Below are 17070 nucleotides of genomic sequence, written 5' to 3' on the forward strand. Positions count from 1 at the left end.
CGCAGCCGGTTTTTCACGAGACGCCTGCCACGCAGGCCGCGTCTCGGTGGCATCTGACCGGCTTAGGCAGCCAGCGCCTTGATGCGCTTGTTCAGGCGGCTCTTCATGCGTGCGGCACGCTTCTTGGAGAGCACGTCCTTGTCGGCGATGCGATCGATGATCGGCTGCGCCTGATTGAACTCGGCCATGGCCTGAGCGTGGTCACCGCTGTTGATGGCCTTGATGACGCGCTTGACGTAGGTGCGCACCATGGAGCGCTGACCGGCTTTCAGTACACGACGGCCTTCGGACTGACGGGCGCGCTTGCGAGCTTGCTTGCTGTTTGCCACTGGATGTCTCCTTGGAGATTCTTCGCCGCCCGTGTGATGACGGCATCGATAACGTATTGATCCGGCAGAAAAGTCCGAGACTTTCCGCCGGCTTGGCCATCTGGCCGACCGCTTGACATCAGCGATCGTTCACGGGCCGTGTCTGAGAGGATGGCGCATCCTATCACAGCCCGCGCCGTGCTTGCCATAGTGACGCGGCTACAACACCACCAGGTTGTCGCGGTGAATCAGCTCCGGGGCCTCCATGAAGCCGAGGATCGCCTCGATCTGGTGGCTCGGCTTGCCGAGGAGGCGCGCGGCGTCATCGGCGCCGTAGTTGACCAGCCCCTTGGCCACGCGCTCGCCCTGCTCATCCACACAGAGCACCATATCGCCACGGCGGAACGGCCCCGCTACCGCCTTGACCCCCACCGCCAGCAGGCTGGATCCGCTCTCGCGCAGCACCTTCACTGCCCCGGCGTCCAGGGTCAGGGTGCCACGCACCTGCAGCTGCCCGGCCAGCCAGCGCTTGCGCGCCGCGATGGGCACCTGGTCGGGCCGCAGCAGGGTGCCGAGGCGCTCACCGGCCATCAGCCGAGTGAGCACGTCGGACTGGCGGCCGCTGGCGATGGCGGTAAAGGCGCCGGAGCGCGCCGCCAGGTGCGCCGCGCGGAGCTTGGTGGTCATGCCGCCGCGCCCCAGGGCGCCGCCGCCGCCGGCCACGGCGGCCAGCGCCGGGTCATCGGCGCGCCCCTCGTGGATCAGCCGCGCCTCGGGGTTGCTGCGCGGGTCGGCGTCGAAGAGCCCTTCCTGGTCGGTGAGGATCACCAGGGCGTCGGCCTCCAGCAGGTTGGCCACCAGGGCCCCCAGGGTGTCGTTGTCGCCGAAGCGGATCTCGTCGGTGACCACGGTGTCGTTCTCGTTGATCACCGGTACCACCCGCAGGTCGACCAGGGTGCGCAGGGCCGAGCGGGCGTTGAGGTAGCGCTTGCGATTGGAGAGGTCGTCGTGGGTCAGCAGCACCTGGGCGGTGAGCAGGCCGTGGCGGGCGAAGTGCCCCTCGTAGCACTCGGTGAGGCCGTTCTGCCCCACCGCGGCGGCGGCCTGAAGCTCATGCACCGCCGAGGGGCGCGCCTGCCAGCCGAGGCGCACCATGCCCGCGGCCACCGCGCCGGAGGAGACCAGCACCACCTCGATGCCGCGGCGATGGAGTTCGGCGACCTGATCGACCCAGCCACCGATGGCCGCCTCGTCGAGGCCGCGACCGTCGTTGGTCAGCAGCGCGCTGCCGATCTTCACCACCACCCGGCGGGCGTTCACCAGCGCCTCGCGGCCTGCCACCTGCTCGTTGCCTTCCATCAGCTCTCAACCCTCAGGGCGCGTATTCGACCTCGACGTCATGGTCGTCGTCATCGAAATCGTCGTCGTCCTCAGTGACCTTCTTGCGCTTGCGGCCCAGGCGCGCCTCGGTGCGGGCCACCGCCTCGTCCTCCATGCGTGCGCGCATCTCGCGGGCGCGCTCGGCGGCCTCCTCGTCCTCGTTCTCGAGTGTGCGCTGCTCGGTCAGCCAGCGGTAGCCCGCCTGCACCAGGGCGGCGGTGCCGTCGGCAGAGATCGCCGAGATGCGGAACACCGGCCCCTCCCAGCCCAGGCGGCGTACGATATCGGCGGCACGCTCCTCGCGATCCTCGGCGGGAAGCAGGTCGAGCTTGTTGAGCACCAGCCAGCGCGGCAACTCGGCCAGCGCCGGGGAGAACTCGCCCAGCTCGTGGATGATCGCCTGGGCGGCTTCCACCGGGTCGGACTCGTCGAAGGGCGCCACGTCGACCACGTGAAACAGCAGCCGAGTGCGGGTCAGGTGCTTGAGGAAGCGCAGCCCCAGCCCGGCACCGTCCGAGGCGCCCTCGATCAACCCCGGCACGTCGGCCATCACGAAGTGCTCGTGCATGCCCAGCTTCACCACCCCCAGGTTGGGCACCAGGGTAGTGAAGGGGTAGTTGGCCACCTTGGGCTTGGCGGCGGAGACGGCACGGATCAGCGTCGACTTGCCGGCGTTGGGCATGCCCAGCAGGCCCACGTCGGCCATCACCTTCATCTCCAGACGCAGGTTGCGGCGCTCGCCCTCGGTGCCCGGCGTGGTCCGCCGGGGCGCCCGGTTGGTGGAGGACTTGAAGTGGATGTTGCCCAGCCCCCGGCGGCCACCCTGTGCCACCATCACCACCTGGCCGATCTCGGTGACGTCGGCGATCACCTCGAGGGTCTCCTCGTCGATCACCGTGGTGCCCACGGGCACCTTGACGTGCAGATCATCGCCGGCGCGACCGCTCATCTGCCGACCCATGCCGCCCTGGCCGTTCTGAGCCTTGTAGAAGCGCTGGAACCTGAAGTCGATCAGGGTGTTGAGGGCATCGTCACCGATCAGGTAGACGGTGCCACCATGGCCGCCATCGCCGCCATCCGGGCCACCCTTGGGCACATACTTCTCGCGCCGGAAGCTGAGGCAGCCATTGCCGCCCTTTCCGGCCTCCACGATGATCGAGGCTTCATCGACGAACTGCATCTGTCATTCTCCTGACGGCGTCTGCCGTCCCACCCACCTGGGTATATACAAGAAGGCCCCGCCTGGGCGGGGCCTTCTTGCTGCAAGCCTCAGGCGTCTCAGGCAGAGACGACAGTGACGAACTTGCGGCTTTTCGGACCCTTGGTCTCGAACTTGATCACACCGTCGTTCAGGGCGAACAGCGTGTGGTCGCGGCCGAGGCCGACGCCGGTACCGGCGTGGAACTTGGTGCCGCGCTGACGCACGATGATGTTGCCGGCGGTAACGGCCTGGCCACCGAACAGTTTCACGCCAAGGCGCTTGGATTCGGAATCGCGACCGTTACGCGTGGAACCGGCTGCTTTCTTATGTGCCATGGAAAAATCCTCCGTTCAGGGGTGGACCGCTTACGCGGAAATCCCGGTGATCTTGACTTCAGTGAACCACTGGCGGTGGCCCTGACGCTTCATGTGGTGCTTGCGGCGGCGAAACTTGATGATGGTGATCTTGTCACCGCGGCCGTGGGAGACGATCTCGGCGGAGACCTTGGCACCCTCGACCAGCGGCGCGCCGACCGTGATATCGTCGTCGTTGCCCACCAGCAGCACTTCGTCGAAGTCGATGGACTCGCCGGTCGGGACTTCGATCTTCTCGAGCTTGAGGGTCTGGCCTTCCTGAACGCGGTACTGCTTGCCACCGCTCTTGATAACTGCGTACATGCTTTTCTCTCCAGGACTCATCGGGGGTTGGCTCTTGATCGGCCTGCGGCGAGTGGCGCCTCTTCTGGCACCATCTGACAGGGAGCAGGATGAGTGGGCCGGGCATTATAACCGCGCGCCGAGGGCGGCACAACCCGCGCAGCACCTGCTGTTCAAGCCCGCCGCGCCGCGCCGGAGCGGCTCGCCTTGACGCCCATGAGGGGGCCCCATAGCATGACCGGCAACCCAAGGCCAGTGGGGACCGCCACGCCCCGGCCCCCATCAATTCAGTGAAGCCGCCACCATGACTGCCGACGTCACCTCCCCCGCTGCTGCTGCCCCCTCGCCGATCCACGCCGTCGTGACCGAGGACTTCGCTGCCGTCAACCGCACGATCATGGACCAGCTCGCCTCACGGATTCCGCTGGTGGAGACCATCGGCCAGTACATCATCGCCAGCGGCGGCAAGCGCCTGCGTCCACTGCTGGTGCTGCTGGCGGCCCGCGCACTGGGTTACCAGGGCAACCACCACGTGATCCTGGCCACCCTGATCGAGTTCATGCATACCTCGACCCTGCTGCACGACGATGTGGTGGACGAATCCCATATGCGCCGCGGCAAGGCCACCGCCAACGACGCCTGGGGCAACGCGCCCTCGGTGCTGGTGGGCGACTTTCTCTACTCGCGCTCCTTCCAGATGATGGTGGAGATAGGCTCCATACGGATCATGAGCGTGCTCTCGTCCGCCACCTGCGTCATCGCCGAAGGCGAGGTGCAGCAGCTCACCAACGTGGGCAACCCGGACACCGATGAGGCGGCCTACTTCGAGACCATCCAGGGCAAGACCGCCATGCTGTTCGAGGCGGCCAGCCACAGCGGCGCGATCCTCGCCCAGGCCACCCCGGAGCAGGAGGCCGCCCTGCAGCACTACGGCCGCTACCTGGGCCTGGCCTTCCAGCTGATCGACGACCTCCTCGACTACCAGGGCGACGCCTCAGCGATGGGCAAGAACGTCGGCGACGACCTGGCCGAGGGCAAACCCACCCTGCCGCTGATCCAGGCCATGGCCGCCGGCACCCCGGAGCAGGCCGCGGTGATCCGCCGCGCGATCCGCCACGGCGGCCTGGATCATCTCGACGAGGTGCTGGCCATTGTCAACGCCACCGGCGCCCTGGATTACACCCGCTCCCGGGCCGAGGAGATGGCCGCCAAGGCACTGGCGCAGCTCGACCACCTGCCCCCCTCCCCCTACCGCGACAGCATGGCCGACCTGGCACGCCTGGCCGTGGAGCGCGAGTCGTGATCCTGCCCACCGCCGAGGGCTTGCAAAGCGCCGCGCTGCGGGTATAATTCGTCCCCGTTGAGGCATCAGCCCAACGCGTCGGAGTATAGCTCAGCTTGGTAGAGCGCTGCCTTCGGGAGGCAGAGGTCGTAGGTTCGAATCCTGCTACTCCGACCAAGAACATCAGTAAAAACGGCCACTAGCTCACATGAGCAGTGGCCGTTTTTCGTTGGCTGGCTTCGAGGTTCCAAATAGGTTCCAAGCGTCAGGAAGTCGCCAGCCAATCGCCCGGAGCTCGCCTGCCACGGCCGGGTGGCCTGTGCCGACGACTATGGAGCGCTCGGCTGACTAGCGGGGAGGTAGCGCGGAAGGATACATTGTGACGGACTCGCTCAGCCGGGCATCAGGCTATATCAGCCCTTAGTTAGACACCGTCACCCAGCGAGAAGGCACTCGAACAGGGAGGACGTGATGCAGCAAGGATTAGCATCAGCAGTCAAGAGGCAGCACGAGATCACCCCGACTGAGGGTGGCAAGCTACACATTCCACGAGGCTTCCTGACGCCTGGCTTCATCACGGTAGCCACCAGCCTGGGCCACACCTACCGCATCACCGGCATAGATTTTGCCGACCCGGGTTCTCACCAAGGGTACTTCTCTGCATTGCAGGTGCCATTCAGGCTGTTCGGTACAGATGACTTCGCCATGGCCCGCCCGAACAGGGGTTACCGCTACAGCCCCATGCAGATGCTGGAAAACGCTGCTGACGTAGATCGCGCTACGACGGAGACTGCAGCCTGCATCCGCCACCACACGGGGGACCTCCCCGGCATTGGCCGCCTGTGTAGCGTGATTGGAGAGCTGCACGATAACGTCCGCGCCCATGCCGATGGGGCCGGCTTCTCGATGGCGCAGCTATGGCGCTACAAGAGGCAGTACGATGTGATCGAGCTTGCCGTCGTAGATGCCGGCAAGGGCTTTTTTCGAGAGTGCCAGCGTCGAGCCGTGGCGGGCGTGACGGATCATGTCAGCGCCATCGACTGGTGCCTACGCAAAGAGCATTCGACCAAGGACGTCGATCACGAGGATTTCGCCCAGCAGCAGCCCGAAGACGCCATGGGCAACCCCTTTGGGCAGAACATAGACGTCATGTACCGGCATGACGGCAACCATCACCAAGGGCTCGGCCTGGACCAGTTGATGAACCTCGTGCGTCATTATGATGGTGATCTCTGGATCGCCAGCGGGGACGCTTTGCTCAGCTCCACATCGGCAACACGGGCTGAGCACGAATTCGGCAGCTATGTTGCGGTGCCGCACTGGCAAGGGGTGGCCATCGCGTGTAGATTAAAAATCAGCGAGCTTGGTAAGAACATCGAAGAAGAGCCTCTGTCAGATGATGTGCAGAGCATCCTGGACGATCTGACGTTTTGAAACGCGCTCTCACCATGCCGTGTCACAAGGGGGCAAGAACATGACTAACACATTGAAATATAAAGGCTCCTTGGCTAATCGAACCACCGCAGCTCAGGAGAGAGCCCGGATTGAGACGCTTGCCCGCCACGGTGAGCAGGTCGTGCTTGATTTCAGCGACGTCATATCGCTCTCCGGCTCCTACGCCGACGAGCTTTTCGGCGTGTTCACACAGCGCCACGGGGTCCAAGCACTGAAAAGCACCCTCAAGATCAAGGGTGCTAGCCCAGCTGTCACGCGGGCTATTGGGCTGGCTATCCAGCATCGGATGACTGCCAACGCCGCCTAAGCCTTGCTACAGACTCACCGAACCCGCCGCCATGGCGGGTTTTCTATGGTACTTCTTGCCGCCGACACCACCCCACTGCCCCTGCGCTCTGTTACCAAGCCGATGAATACACGCTCTGCCCACCACTGTAGTAGCTGGTCATCAGGTGGTGGAAGGCTGCCTCGCACTTCGCGTTAATGGCGGAGATATCTCGCACGTCGCTCTGCACGATGGCGGTGAGGTACTGCCGATACCACTGACATGCCCGGCGTGGCGAACGGCGGTTGGGTTCGCCACCCTCGAAGGCACCCATTGCGCGTTGAAGCCATGCCGGAAGATGAGCAGTAAAAAAACCTGGTTCGGCCGGCACGGCATCGGTGAAGGGAATTTGATCAGGTCACGGTGATGACGGTGCAGTCGGCGATGTGGCTGATCTTGTGGGAGACGCTGCCGAAGACCATGCCGCGCATGTCGCTGACCCCACGACTGCCCATGACGATGACATCGACCCCCAGCTTCTCGGCCTCCTTGTTGATCAGATCGGCCGGATGCCCCTGACGCGTCACCTCCTTGACCTCGATGCCGTCGAGGTCGACAGTGGCGCGCGCCTTCTCGATGACCTTGTGGGCCTCCTGCTTCATGCCTTCGGCGAGCTTCTCGCGCTCCACCTCGGAGAAGGGCTCGGCGGTGCCGCCGGTGAACAGGCCGATGTTATCGGGGGGAAACTCGGCCACGGTCATCAGGTGGAGCGTCGCGGAGGAGGCGCGGGCCATCAGCGCAGCGACACCCAGTGCTTTCTCGGCATGATCGGAGCCGTCGACGGGTACCAGGATGGTCTTGAACATGGGGAGTGTCCTTCTTGTGTGGCATGGAAGCGGGACATAGCGTCCCTCTGCTTCCAGCCTAGACCCTCGCAGCCGATCGGCAATGTCCTGGATCAAGCTCCCCAGCCGAACCCCAGGATCGGCATGGCCAGGGCGAACACCACCAGGGTGATGACCACCAGCGCCGCCACGCTGATCAGGGCTCCGGCGCGCACCATCTCGGCGACGCTGAGCTTGCCGCTGGCGAACACCACGGCATTGGGCGGGGTGGCCACCGGGAGCATGAAGGCGCAGCTGGCCGCCATGGCCACCGGCACCGAGAGCAGCAGCGGGCTGGCCCCCAGGCTGACGGTGAGCGAGGCGGTCAGCGGGAGGATCGCCGCCGCGGTGGCGGTGTTGCTGGTGACGTGGCTCATCAGCATCACCGCCAGCGCCACCATGGCCACCAGGGTCCAAGTGGGCCAGCTGCCGAAGGCGCCCAGCCCCTCGGCCACCTCGGCGGCCAGGCCGCTCTCCTCGATGGCGGTACCGAGACTCAGGCCACCACCCACCATGATCAGCACGCCCCAGGGCAGGTGTCTGGCGCTGTCCCAGTCCATCAGGAACTGGCGCTGACGCCAGCGGGCCGGCACCACGAACAGCAGCAGCGCCCCGATGATGGCGATGCCGGCATCGCTGAGCTCCACCCCCAGGGCCCGCTCCAGCAGCGGGCGAGTCACCCAGGCCAGTGCCACCAGGACGAAGATCGCCGCCACCCGCTGCTCGGGCCGGGTCATGCGCCCCAGGTCGCGGGCCTGGTCGGCGAGCATCTCGGCTACCCCCGGCACCTCCTCGCGCTCCACCGGGTAGACCAGGCGGGTCAGCAGCCACCAGGCCAACACCAGCAGCAGCAGCGATGGCGGCACGGCCACCGCCATCCACTGGGCGAAGCCGATCTCGATGCCGTAGCTGTCGCCCATGAAGCCGGCCAGCAGGGCGTTGGGCGGGGTGCCGATCAGGGTGCCCATGCCGCCGATATTGGCGGCCAGGGCGATGCCCAGCAGCAGGGTGAGCGCCATGTTGTGACTCGCCCCGGCGCCGCCCTGACGCTCCTGCATGACCAGCACCGAGAGGCCGATGGGCACCATCAGCGCGGCGGTGGCGGTGTTGCTGACCCACATGCTCAGCGCCGCGGTGGCGAGCATGAACCCCGCCACCAGTCGGTCCGGGCGGCTGCCCGAGACCCGCAGCACCAGCATGGCGATGCGCCGGTGCAGCCCCCAGCGCTGGATCGCCTCGGCCAGCATGAAGCCGCCGAGAAAGAGAAAGATCAGCGGGTTGGCGTAGGGCCCGGCCACCGAATGGATCGTCCCCACGCCGAGCAGCGGTAGCAGCGCCACCGGCAGCAGCGCGGTCACCGCGATGGGTACCGGCTCCAGCACCCACCACACCGCCATCCAGGCGGTCAGCGCCACCACCTGCCAGGCGGCCGGGGGCATGCCCGCCGGCGTCTCGACCCACAGCAGCAGCGCCGCTGCCAGGGGGCCGAGCAGCAGGCCGACGGTGACCTTGATGCGCTCGCGCCGAGCCTGGCGAAGTTCCGCGTCCTGGCTCGCCTCCTCGGCGTCACGGACCTGAGGCTCGTTCATCGAATGCTCTCCTCCATCGCACTCCAACGCCTCTCGGCGGTCGGGCGGGGCCGCTGGCGCTACAGCCAGCGCTCCAGGCGCAGCAGCCGGCTCAGCCAGGCGTTGGCGTGGCGCCAGGGGCCCCCGGGCTCCCGTGAGAGGTGCACCACCTCGTCGTCATGGCGGGTCTCCCAGCCCAGCCGACCCTCGTCGTCCAGGGTCACCCGATAGCTCTGCGCGGGGCTCGCCCCCACCTCCACCAACTCGCGGAACTCCCGGACCAGGCTCTCGCTTTTGGCCAGCACGCCCACCTCGCTGTTCCACCATACCGAGCGCGGGTCGGCGTTGGGTGAGCCCACGAAGATGGTGTCGTCATCCACCGCCAGCGCCTTGATGTGCAGCGCCGACGCGGAGGTGCCGGGCACGCCGATGCCGGCCCCCTCGCCGTTGTCGTGCTCGGCGCGCAGCTCGAAGAGCGCCACGCCGCTCTCCAGCAGCGCCCGGCGATAGGGCATATAGGCGCCGTGGACCACCGGCACGTCGGTGGCCTCCAGGGAGTTGGTGACCACCTCGACCTCCACCCCGGACTCGGCCAGCCCCTGCAGCAGCCGGCTGCCCTCGGCGGTGGGCACGAAATAGGCGGAGACCAGGCTGAGGCGCGCCTCGGGCGCCACCCGCGCCCACAGCTGGCCCGCCATGGTCTCGGCCAGGGCCGGACGCCCGCGACGTGCCAGCTTGCCGGGCGGGTCCCACAGCGCCTCGGCGCGCCCCCAGTGCAGGGCATCCACCAGGCGGTTGCGTTCGCGCTCCTCATGGCGCTGGCGCAGGGAACTGAAGTAGTCGGAGTCATGCTCCTCGGCGAGCCGGGCGGCGAACTCCTCGCGCTGGGTTCGCCAGGTGCCCGGGGCGACGCGGTGGTAGCGGCCAACGGGCTGTGCCAGGCCGTGGTTCCAGTAGAGATCGAAGCTCATCGACAGCGGCGTTACCACCGGCCCCAGCGCGAGCAGGTCCAGGTCGGCGAAGTTGCGCGGCTCGCCGGCGCTGTAGTACTCGTCGCCCAGGTTGCGCCCACCGGCGATGGCCAGGGCATTGTCGGCGATCCACAGCTTGTTGTGCATGCGCCGGTGGTGGCGGGACAACACCGGAAGGGTCGCCAGTACACGGGTGGCCAGGTTGGCGCGTCCCACGGGCAGCGGGTGGTAGACCCGCACCTGCAGGTTGGGGTGGCTATCCAGGGCGGCCAGCCGCTCGCCCTGGCCCACGGCGCCGATGTCGTCGATCAGCAGGCGCACCTCGACGCCGCGCTCGGCGGCGTCCAGCACCCGGGCCAGCAGCGCCCAGGTGGTCAGGCCATCGCCCATCAGGTAGGTCTGGATATCCAGCCGGCGCTCGGCCCGGGCAGCGAGCAGGCCGCGCACCGCGAAGGCGTCCTTGCCGTTGGCCAGCAGCGCCAGGCCGCTCTGGCCCGGGTGGGCCTCGGCCTGCTCGGCGGCCCAGCCGCCCAGGCGGGTCTCGGCCACCTCCCAGGGGGGCAGCGCCGTGGCGTGATCCCGCGGCAGGGGGGCCGCGGCGCAGCCCGCCAGCAGCAGGAAGACCGCCAGCAGCGGGGCCAGGCGTGGCCCGCAGGCGGGCCGCGACGCCTCAGACGTCGCCATCATCGTCGGCCAGGCGTCGTGCCAGCGCCTTGCGTGCCCTGTTGCGGCGATAGAGGCGCACCAGGGCGATACACAGCGCGCTGGCGACCATCGCCGCCAGGGTCCACCCCTGCCAGGGGCGGGCGGCGTCGCCCATCATCGTCTCCAGGGTGATGATCAGGATGAAGCCCAGCGCCTGGCTGGCGATGGCCAGGGCGCGCAGGGTGTCGAAGGCGGACTTGGCCATGAAGGCTCCCGTAACGGAGGTGGCTGACGGATGACAGCCATGCCGGCCGGCAGTAGGCTTGGCATGGACGAGGCGTCGACGCAGGCAGCGTCTTGTTTCCGGGTGCCCAAGTGTACCCGCTCGCGCCCCGGTCGCCGACCCTGCATCGTCACGACACTGCGTCATTGCTCAGGAGCTCGCCCCATGGATGCCATCGCCCTCGGCCCCGTGCTGATCTCGGTGCCGCGCCTCTACGCGCTGGGCGCCGCCCTGCTACTGCTGGCACTGAGCGCCTGGCTGCTGGGGCTCCCGCGGGGCGAGCACGCCCGCTGGTTCAACGGCCTGGTGCTGGCCTGGCTGGTGGGCGCGCGCACCGGCCACGTGCTGCTGCACCTGGACGCCTACGCCGCTGCCCCGCTGGACATCCTCAAGCTCTGGCAGCCGGGCTTCCACGGCCTGTGGGGGCTGCTGGCCGCGCTGCTGTGGACCGGCTGGGCGCTGCGCCAGCACCTGCTGCGGCTGATCGGCGCCATGGCGCTCACCGTCGGGGCCGCCAGCCTGTGGCTGGTGCTGGTGACCCTGGCGCCGCTGGGCGGCGGCATGCCGGTGGACGAATTGCCCGATATCGCCCTGGAGACGCTCGACGGCGAGACCGTCAACCTGCGCCAGCTGCAGGGCGAGACGGTGGTGCTCAACCTGTGGGCCACCTGGTGCCCGCCCTGCCTGCGCGAGTTGCCGCTGTTGGCCGAGGCCGATGCCCGGGACGGCGTCACCGTGGTGGTGGCCAATCAGGGCGAGGAGCTGCTGCAGGTGATTCGCTACCTGGACGATCAGGACTTGGCATTCCGCTACCCGCTGCGCGACCCTAACCAGGAGCTGATGGTGCTGCTGGAGGCCCCGGGGCTGCCCACCACCCTGCTGTTCGACGCCTCCGGGCGCGCCGTGGAGCGCCACGTGGGCGAGCTCTCCCGCGCCCAGCTCGGCGCCTGGCTCGACCGCCACTGATCCACGCCCCATCGACGGTCCGGCGCCTGTTGCCGGAACAGCCTCGAGCAATCACGCTGAGAAACAGGCCACGCTTAAGCCGCGCCGAGCTTTGCTGTAAGATACTTCGCCCTGTCGGTCCGCCCCGTCCCGGCGGCCTTGAGCGCACCCCTTTCAGCATCCTCCGAGGCATCATGAGCGACTTTTCCCCCGGCCAGCGCTGGATCAGCGACGGCGAGGCCGAACTGGGCCTGGGCACCATCCTGAGCTGCGACGCCCGCAGCGTTACCGTCCTGTTCGGCGCCAGCCAGGAAACCCGCACCTACAGCAGCCGCCAGGCCCCGCTGACCCGGGTGGTCTTCGGCAGCGGCGACCGCATCCGCGCCGCCGAGGGCTGGAGCCTGACCGTGGACGACGCCAAGGAGCTGGACGGGCTGATCGTCTACATCGGCGAGGACGCACAGGGCGAGCTGCGCGAACTGCCCGAGGCGCGGTTGGCCGACACCACCCAGTTCGACCAGGCTCGCGACCGCTTGCTGACCGGCCAGGCGGACCGCAACGACTGGTTCGACCTACGCTTCCGCACCCTGCACCACCACCACCGCATCGAGCAGAACCCGGCGCTGGGCCTGGCCGGGCCGCGCATCGACCTGATCCCCCATCAGCTCTACATCGCCGACGAGGTCTCCCGGCGCCACGCCCCGCGGGTGCTGCTGGCCGACGAGGTGGGGCTGGGCAAGACCATCGAGGCCGGCCTGATCCTGCATCGCCTGCTGCTCACCGGCCGCGCCGAGCGAGCGCTGATCCTGGTGCCGGCGAGCCTCTGCCACCAGTGGCTTGTGGAACTGCTGCGCCGCTTCGCCCTGGAGGTGACTCTGCTCGACGAGCAGCAGAGCCAGGCCCACGGCGACGCCAACCCCTTCGAGGCGGGCCAGATCATCCTGGCCAGCCAGGACTGGCTGTTCGCCAACCCCCACCGCCAGGCCCAGGCCCAGGCCTGCGCCTGGGACCTGCTGATCGTCGACGAGGCTCACCACCTGGACTGGAGCGAGGAGCAGGTCGGGCCCGGCTACGCCTGCGTGGCACGCCTGGCCGGCGAGAGCGAGGGGGTGCTGCTGCTCACCGCCACCCCGGAGCAGATGGGGCTCGCCAGCCACTTCGCCCGCCTGCGCCTGCTCGACCCGGACCGCTACCACAGCCTCGAGCGCTTCCGCGAGGAAGAGGCCCACTATGTGGAGGTAGCCGAGGCGATCGATGCCCTGGAGCGCCTGCCCGGCGAGGCCGAGGACCGCGCGCGGGTCGCCGCGGTGATCGAGGAGCCCGATAGCCTGGCGCTGCTCGATACCCTGGCCAGCCCCGAGGCCGATGCGGCTCAGCACGCCGCCGCCCGTGACCAGCTGCGCGACCAGCTGCTCGACCGCCACGGCACCGGCCGGGTGATGTTCCGCAACAGCCGCCGCCACGTGGGCGGCTTTCCGGAGCGCCGCCTGCATGTCACCGAGCTGGCCCCGCCCTCCGCCTATCGTCGGGTGCTGCGCAAGCTGGAGCGCGACGAGGACTACCTGGACGAGCTGCTGATCGAGACCGGCCTCGACCACCCCGAGGTGCTGATCTACCTGGATACCATGTACCGGGCGCTGATCGACGACCCGCTCAACGAGGAGCCCTGGTGGCAGATCGACCCGCGGGTCAACTGGCTGCTGGAGCGGCTGGCCGACGATGGCGATGATGGCCTGGCCAACGACAAGGTGCTGGTGATCGCCCACGACCGCGAGACCGCCCAGGGCCTGGCCGAGGCGCTGCGCGTGCTGGGGGGCTACCTCGCGCCGGTCTTCCACGAGGGGCTCTCCCTGGTGGAGCGCGACCGCGCCGCCGCCGCCTTCGCCGACGAGGAGGAGGGCTGCCAGGTGCTGGTGTGCTCGGAGATCGGCTCCGAGGGGCGCAACTTCCAGTTCTGCCGCCACCTGGTGATGTTCGACCTGCCCCTTCACCCGGACCAGCTGGAGCAGCGCATCGGCCGCCTGGACCGCATCGGCCAGCGCCACGCCATCGAGATCCATGTACCGGTGTTCGAGGGCAGCCCCGGCGAGAAGCTGCTGCGCTGGTACCGCGACGGCATGGACGCCTTCAGCGCCCCCCACGGCATCGGCAGCGAGATCTTCGCCGCCTTCGGCGACGCCCTGGCCGAGGCGCTGCTCGATGAGGAAGGCATGGCGGAGGTGATCGGGGAGACCCGGGCGCTGTTCGAGAGCCGCCTGGCCGAGCGCGACGCCGGGCGCAACCGCCTGCTGGAGCTCAACGCCTGTCGCCCCGGCCGCGCCGAGGCGGTGGCCGCGGCGATCCGCGAGCTGGACGAGGACCGCGCCCTGCCCCGCTACCTGGATCTGGCCCTGGACATCTTCGGGGTCGACAGCCAGGAGCTGGGCGGCGGCATCCAGCACCTGCACCCCAGCCCCCAGATGCTCGACGGCCTGCCCGGCCTGGCCAAGGGTGAGGAGGGTTTCTCGGCGACCTTCTCGCGGCGACGGGCGCTGGCCCGGGATGACGTCCAGCGGCTCTCCTGGGAGCACCCGCTGCTGCGCGAGATGATGGGCCGCATCCTCGACGGCACCATGGGCAACACCGCCCTGGCGCTGCTCAAGCATCCGACGCTGCCCGCCGGGCGGATCATGGCCGAACTGGTGTTCCGCACCCACTGTCCGGCGCCCAGGAAGCTGCACCTCAACCGCTTCCTGCCGCCCACCGCGGTTCGCGTGCTGCTCGACGAGTCCGGCGCCAACCTGACCGACAAGATCTCCTTCACGGGGCTCTCCAGGAACCTGCAGAAGGTCAAGAAGGCCATGGCCCGTGACCTGATTCGCAGCCGCCTGGAGGTGCTGCGCGAGCTGCTCGACCGCGGCGAGGCCGAGGCGGAGCGCGAGTTGCCTTCCATCACCGAGGCGGCCCAGGTGCGCATGCGCGAGGAGCTGGACGGCGAGCTGGCGCGCCTGACCGCCCTGGCACGCCACAACCCGGCGGTGCGCGACGACGAGCTCGCCGCGCTGCGCAGCGAGCGCCAGGCGCTGGACGAGGCCATCGAGGGCACCCGCCTGCGCCTGGATGCGGTGCGGGTGATCGTCACCGTGGGCGAGGAGACGCGCTAGCCCAGGATATCGGCCAGGGCGGCCTCCAGGGTCTCGAACTGGAACTGGAAGCCGGCCTCCTGGAGGCGCTTCGGGCGCATGTCGGCACCGGTGAGCAGCAGCCGCGACATCTCGCCGAAGGCGGTCTCCAGCACGATCGCCGGCACCGGGAAGATCGCCGGACGCTTGAGCGCCTTGGCCAGGGTACGCGTGAACTCGGCGTTGGTGACCGGGTGCGGGGCGCTGCCGTTGAAGGGTCCCTCGAGCTCGGCGTTGTCGAGCAGAAAGTGGATGGCCCGCACCAGGTCCTCGCGGTGGACCCAGGGCATGAACTGCTTGCCGTCGCCGAAGCGCCCACCCAGGCCAAGCTTGAAGGGGGGCAGCATCTTCTGAAGGCTACCGCCGCCGGTGTCGAGCACCAGGCCGATACGCAGCAGCGCCACCCGGGTGCCGAAGTCCTTCGCCTCCCGGGCGGTGTCCTCCCAGCGCTTGCAGAGCCGATGGGCAAACTCGTCGTGGGGCGGGGTCTCCTCGCTGACCTCGCGATCCCCCTGGTCGCCGTAATAGCCCATCGCCGAGGCCGACACCATGACCCGGGGTGGCCGGTCACCGCTGGCCTTGAGCTGCTCGCAGAGAATGACCAGATCGCGGGTGATATTGACCCGGGAGTCGATCAGCCGCTTCTTCTGGTCGTCGCTCCAACGCTTGGCGGCGATGGATTCGCCGGCCAGGTTGACGATGGCCTCCGGCGGCGTATCCACGAAGTCCAGCACCGAGCGGCGGATATCCGACCCCTTGGGCAGCCGCGCCCTCACCGCCTCGGGGTCACGGGACACCACCAGCAGCCGATGTCCCGCCTCGGCCAGGTGCTGGCACAACCGCTGCCCCACGAATCCGCTACCGCCGGTGATCAGCACTCGCATCGAGACCTCCTGTTTATCTGTCGTGAAATGTGTCAGAGATGACTGGCATCTGCCATGAGTTATACAGCTGTTGTACACTTCTGCTAGTCTAGCTGAAAACCACCGAGGGTGACGCTGTCATGTGTTCCGATACCCCCCGCCGTACCGCCATCATCGGCGCCGGCATCGCCGGGCTGGCCTGCGCCCGGGTGCTGGACGCTGCCGACCTGCCGTTCACCCTGTTCGAGAAGGCCCGCGGAGCCGGCGGCAGGATGTCCAGCCGCCGACTGCCCGATGCAGTGCTCGACCTGGGGGCCCAGTTCTTCAGCGTCCGCGACGCCACCTTCCGCCGCGCCGTGGCGGGCTGGCGCAAGGCCGGCTGCATCGCCCCCTGGCCCGCCTCGCTGTGGTCGGCAGAGACGGCCAGCTGGCAGCGTCACGAGGATGACCTGGAGCGGCTGTGCGGCACCCCGAGCATGAGCGCCGTGACACGCCACCTGGCCGAGGGGCTGACGGTGACGGCCGAGACCCGCATCGAACGCCTGGAGGGCAGCGCCGGACATTGGCAGCTGGTGGATGAGCGCGGCGAACATCACGGCCCCTTCGACCGGGTGGTGATCACGGCCCCCTCCCCGCAGGCCCACGCCCTGGTGTCACCCCACGACGCGCCCCTGGCCGAGGCCTGCGAAACGGTGATCCAGCGCCCCTGCTGGGCCGCCTGGGCGCTGTTCGACGCTCCCCTGCCCGCGCTGCCCGGCGTCGACGATGACTGGCAGGCGGTGCGCGTGAACGATCCGCGGCTACGCTTCGTGGTCCGCAACCAGCTCAAGCCAGGGCGAGCCGACCAGGGCGAGAGCCTGAGCCTGCTGGCCAACCTGTCGTGGAGCGAGGCGCGCCTCGAGGACAGCGAGGAAACCGTGGTGGAAGTGCTGCTCGACGCCTTCCAGCAGGCGCTGCCCGCCGGCACCCGCCTGCCTGAGCCCAGCGCCCTGGGCGCCCACCGCTGGCGCTACGCCCAACCCGACGTCTTTGCCAGCGGTGAGGCCATCAACCTCGATTACCGCCGCTCTGCCAGCGGCCTGGCGCTGTGCGGCGACGGCTGGCGCGGCCCTCGGGTCGAGGACGCCTGGCTCTCCGGCCACCATCTCGGCGAGGCCCTGGTCGCCGACGCCACCTGAATCGACCGTGACAGGAGTTCGTCAT

16 protein-coding genes and 1 tRNA gene are annotated in these 17070 nt (G+C 68.5%); 7 read left to right on the top strand and 10 right to left on the bottom strand.

The features are described 5' to 3' along the window. Positions 1-62: 62 nt before the first annotated feature. The 5 genes from rpsT to rplU form a co-directional block, all read right to left on the bottom strand. Positions 63-329 carry a 30S ribosomal protein S20 gene (rpsT, locus tag ACM26W_RS17535; RefSeq protein ID WP_416138255.1) on the bottom strand — a complete coding sequence of 89 codons (267 nt, stop codon included), beginning with the start codon at positions 327-329 and terminating at the stop codon, positions 63-65. A gap of 198 nt (positions 330-527) precedes the next feature. Next, complete coding sequence (gene proB, locus ACM26W_RS17540) at positions 528-1667, bottom strand: glutamate 5-kinase (RefSeq protein ID WP_416138256.1); 1140 nt, start codon at positions 1665-1667, stop codon at positions 528-530. 13 nt (positions 1668-1680) lie between these two features. Continuing rightward, positions 1681-2868, bottom strand: a complete 1188-nt coding sequence (cgtA, locus tag ACM26W_RS17545) for an Obg family GTPase CgtA (protein WP_416138257.1) — start codon at positions 2866-2868, stop codon at positions 1681-1683. 98 nt (positions 2869-2966) lie between these two features. Beyond that, a complete protein-coding gene (gene rpmA, locus ACM26W_RS17550) occupies positions 2967-3224 on the bottom strand; it encodes a 50S ribosomal protein L27 (RefSeq protein WP_416138258.1) in 258 nt (85 codons plus the stop codon). A gap of 30 nt (positions 3225-3254) precedes the next feature. Continuing rightward, entirely contained in the window at positions 3255-3566 is a 312-nt protein-coding gene (gene rplU / locus ACM26W_RS17555) for a 50S ribosomal protein L21 (protein WP_416138259.1), read from the bottom strand. A gap of 283 nt (positions 3567-3849) precedes the next feature. Here rplU and ispB point away from each other — a divergent pair, with 283 nt between their 5' ends. The 4 genes from ispB (at position 3850) to ACM26W_RS17575 (ending at position 6589) form a co-directional block, all read left to right on the top strand. Continuing rightward, the gene (gene ispB / locus ACM26W_RS17560; RefSeq protein ID WP_416138260.1) at positions 3850-4848 is read left to right on the top strand and encodes an octaprenyl diphosphate synthase; all 999 of its coding nucleotides are present in this window, start codon (positions 3850-3852) and stop codon (positions 4846-4848) included. A 79-nt stretch (positions 4849-4927) separates the two neighbouring features. Beyond that, positions 4928-5004, top strand: a tRNA-Pro gene (locus tag ACM26W_RS17565). A 294-nt stretch (positions 5005-5298) separates the two neighbouring features. Beyond that, entirely contained in the window at positions 5299-6261 is a 963-nt protein-coding gene (locus tag ACM26W_RS17570; RefSeq protein WP_416138261.1) for a hypothetical protein, read from the top strand. A 40-nt stretch (positions 6262-6301) separates the two neighbouring features. Then, positions 6302-6589: an STAS-like domain-containing protein gene (locus tag ACM26W_RS17575; RefSeq protein WP_416138262.1), complete on the top strand. Its 288-nt coding sequence runs from the start codon at positions 6302-6304 to the stop codon at positions 6587-6589. A gap of 371 nt (positions 6590-6960) precedes the next feature. On the opposite strand, the gene ACM26W_RS17580 is transcribed toward ACM26W_RS17575, so the two are convergent. The 4 genes from ACM26W_RS17580 to ACM26W_RS17595 form a co-directional block, all read right to left on the bottom strand. After that, positions 6961-7413 carry a universal stress protein gene (locus tag ACM26W_RS17580; RefSeq protein WP_416138263.1) on the bottom strand — a complete coding sequence of 151 codons (453 nt, stop codon included), beginning with the start codon at positions 7411-7413 and terminating at the stop codon, positions 6961-6963. Positions 7414-7505: 92 nt separating this feature from the next. Beyond that, positions 7506-9020: an SLC13 family permease gene (locus ACM26W_RS17585; protein WP_416138264.1), complete on the bottom strand. Its 1515-nt coding sequence runs from the start codon at positions 9018-9020 to the stop codon at positions 7506-7508. A 59-nt stretch (positions 9021-9079) separates the two neighbouring features. Continuing rightward, on the bottom strand, positions 9080-10657 hold the full coding sequence (locus ACM26W_RS17590) for a phospholipase D family protein (RefSeq protein ID WP_416138265.1): 1578 nt from the start codon (positions 10655-10657) through the stop codon (positions 9080-9082). Then, entirely contained in the window at positions 10641-10880 is a 240-nt protein-coding gene (locus tag ACM26W_RS17595) for a hypothetical protein (RefSeq protein ID WP_416138266.1), read from the bottom strand. The genes ACM26W_RS17590 and ACM26W_RS17595 overlap by 17 nt, the downstream gene beginning before the upstream one ends. A 183-nt stretch (positions 10881-11063) precedes the next feature. Here ACM26W_RS17595 and ACM26W_RS17600 point away from each other — a divergent pair, with 183 nt between their 5' ends. After that, positions 11064-11864 (top strand): redoxin family protein, encoded by an 801-nt coding sequence (locus tag ACM26W_RS17600; protein ID WP_416138267.1) that lies wholly within the window; start codon positions 11064-11066, stop codon positions 11862-11864. Positions 11865-12037: 173 nt separating this feature from the next. Continuing rightward, positions 12038-14986 (top strand): RNA polymerase-associated protein RapA, encoded by a 2949-nt coding sequence (gene rapA / locus ACM26W_RS17605; protein ID WP_416138268.1) that lies wholly within the window; start codon positions 12038-12040, stop codon positions 14984-14986. Here the strand turns inward: rapA and ACM26W_RS17610 are convergent. Further along, on the bottom strand, positions 14983-15888 hold the full coding sequence (locus ACM26W_RS17610; RefSeq protein ID WP_416138269.1) for a TIGR01777 family oxidoreductase: 906 nt from the start codon (positions 15886-15888) through the stop codon (positions 14983-14985). The two genes, rapA and ACM26W_RS17610, sit on opposite strands and share 4 nt — an antisense overlap. Positions 15889-16007: 119 nt before the next feature. On the opposite strand from ACM26W_RS17610, the gene ACM26W_RS17615 reads away from it, so the two are divergent. Then, on the top strand, positions 16008-17045 hold the full coding sequence (locus tag ACM26W_RS17615; RefSeq protein ID WP_416138270.1) for an NAD(P)/FAD-dependent oxidoreductase: 1038 nt from the start codon (positions 16008-16010) through the stop codon (positions 17043-17045). The last annotated feature ends 25 nt before the right edge of the window (positions 17046-17070 follow it).

Origin of the sequence: Halomonas sp. HK25, from assembly GCF_047795635.1 — a bacterium.
Lineage (GTDB): Bacteria > Pseudomonadota > Gammaproteobacteria > Pseudomonadales > Halomonadaceae > Halomonas.

What these genes read in the sequence shown, in the direction of transcription:
- proB (WP_416138256.1), bottom strand. Translation starts at nt 1,667, where the DNA reads ATGGAAGGCAACGAGCAGGTGGCAGGCCGCGAGGCGCTGGTGAACGCC.
- ACM26W_RS17590 (WP_416138265.1), bottom strand. Translation starts at nt 10,657, where the DNA reads ATGATGGCGACGTCTGAGGCGTCGCGGCCCGCCTGCGGGCCACGCCTG.
- ispB (WP_416138260.1), top strand. Translation starts at nt 3,850, where the DNA reads ATGACTGCCGACGTCACCTCCCCCGCTGCTGCTGCCCCCTCGCCGATC.
- ACM26W_RS17615 (WP_416138270.1), top strand. Translation starts at nt 16,008, where the DNA reads ATGTGTTCCGATACCCCCCGCCGTACCGCCATCATCGGCGCCGGCATC.
- ACM26W_RS17570 (WP_416138261.1), top strand. Translation starts at nt 5,299, where the DNA reads ATGCAGCAAGGATTAGCATCAGCAGTCAAGAGGCAGCACGAGATCACC.
- ACM26W_RS17580 (WP_416138263.1), bottom strand. Translation starts at nt 7,413, where the DNA reads ATGTTCAAGACCATCCTGGTACCCGTCGACGGCTCCGATCATGCCGAG.
- rapA (WP_416138268.1), top strand. Translation starts at nt 12,038, where the DNA reads ATGAGCGACTTTTCCCCCGGCCAGCGCTGGATCAGCGACGGCGAGGCC.
- ACM26W_RS17610 (WP_416138269.1), bottom strand. Translation starts at nt 15,888, where the DNA reads ATGCGAGTGCTGATCACCGGCGGTAGCGGATTCGTGGGGCAGCGGTTG.
- ACM26W_RS17595 (WP_416138266.1), bottom strand. Translation starts at nt 10,880, where the DNA reads ATGGCCAAGTCCGCCTTCGACACCCTGCGCGCCCTGGCCATCGCCAGC.
- cgtA (WP_416138257.1), bottom strand. Translation starts at nt 2,868, where the DNA reads ATGCAGTTCGTCGATGAAGCCTCGATCATCGTGGAGGCCGGAAAGGGC.
- rplU (WP_416138259.1), bottom strand. Translation starts at nt 3,566, where the DNA reads ATGTACGCAGTTATCAAGAGCGGTGGCAAGCAGTACCGCGTTCAGGAA.
- ACM26W_RS17585 (WP_416138264.1), bottom strand. Translation starts at nt 9,020, where the DNA reads ATGAACGAGCCTCAGGTCCGTGACGCCGAGGAGGCGAGCCAGGACGCG.
- rpmA (WP_416138258.1), bottom strand. Translation starts at nt 3,224, where the DNA reads ATGGCACATAAGAAAGCAGCCGGTTCCACGCGTAACGGTCGCGATTCC.
- ACM26W_RS17600 (WP_416138267.1), top strand. Translation starts at nt 11,064, where the DNA reads ATGGATGCCATCGCCCTCGGCCCCGTGCTGATCTCGGTGCCGCGCCTC.
- ACM26W_RS17575 (WP_416138262.1), top strand. Translation starts at nt 6,302, where the DNA reads ATGACTAACACATTGAAATATAAAGGCTCCTTGGCTAATCGAACCACC.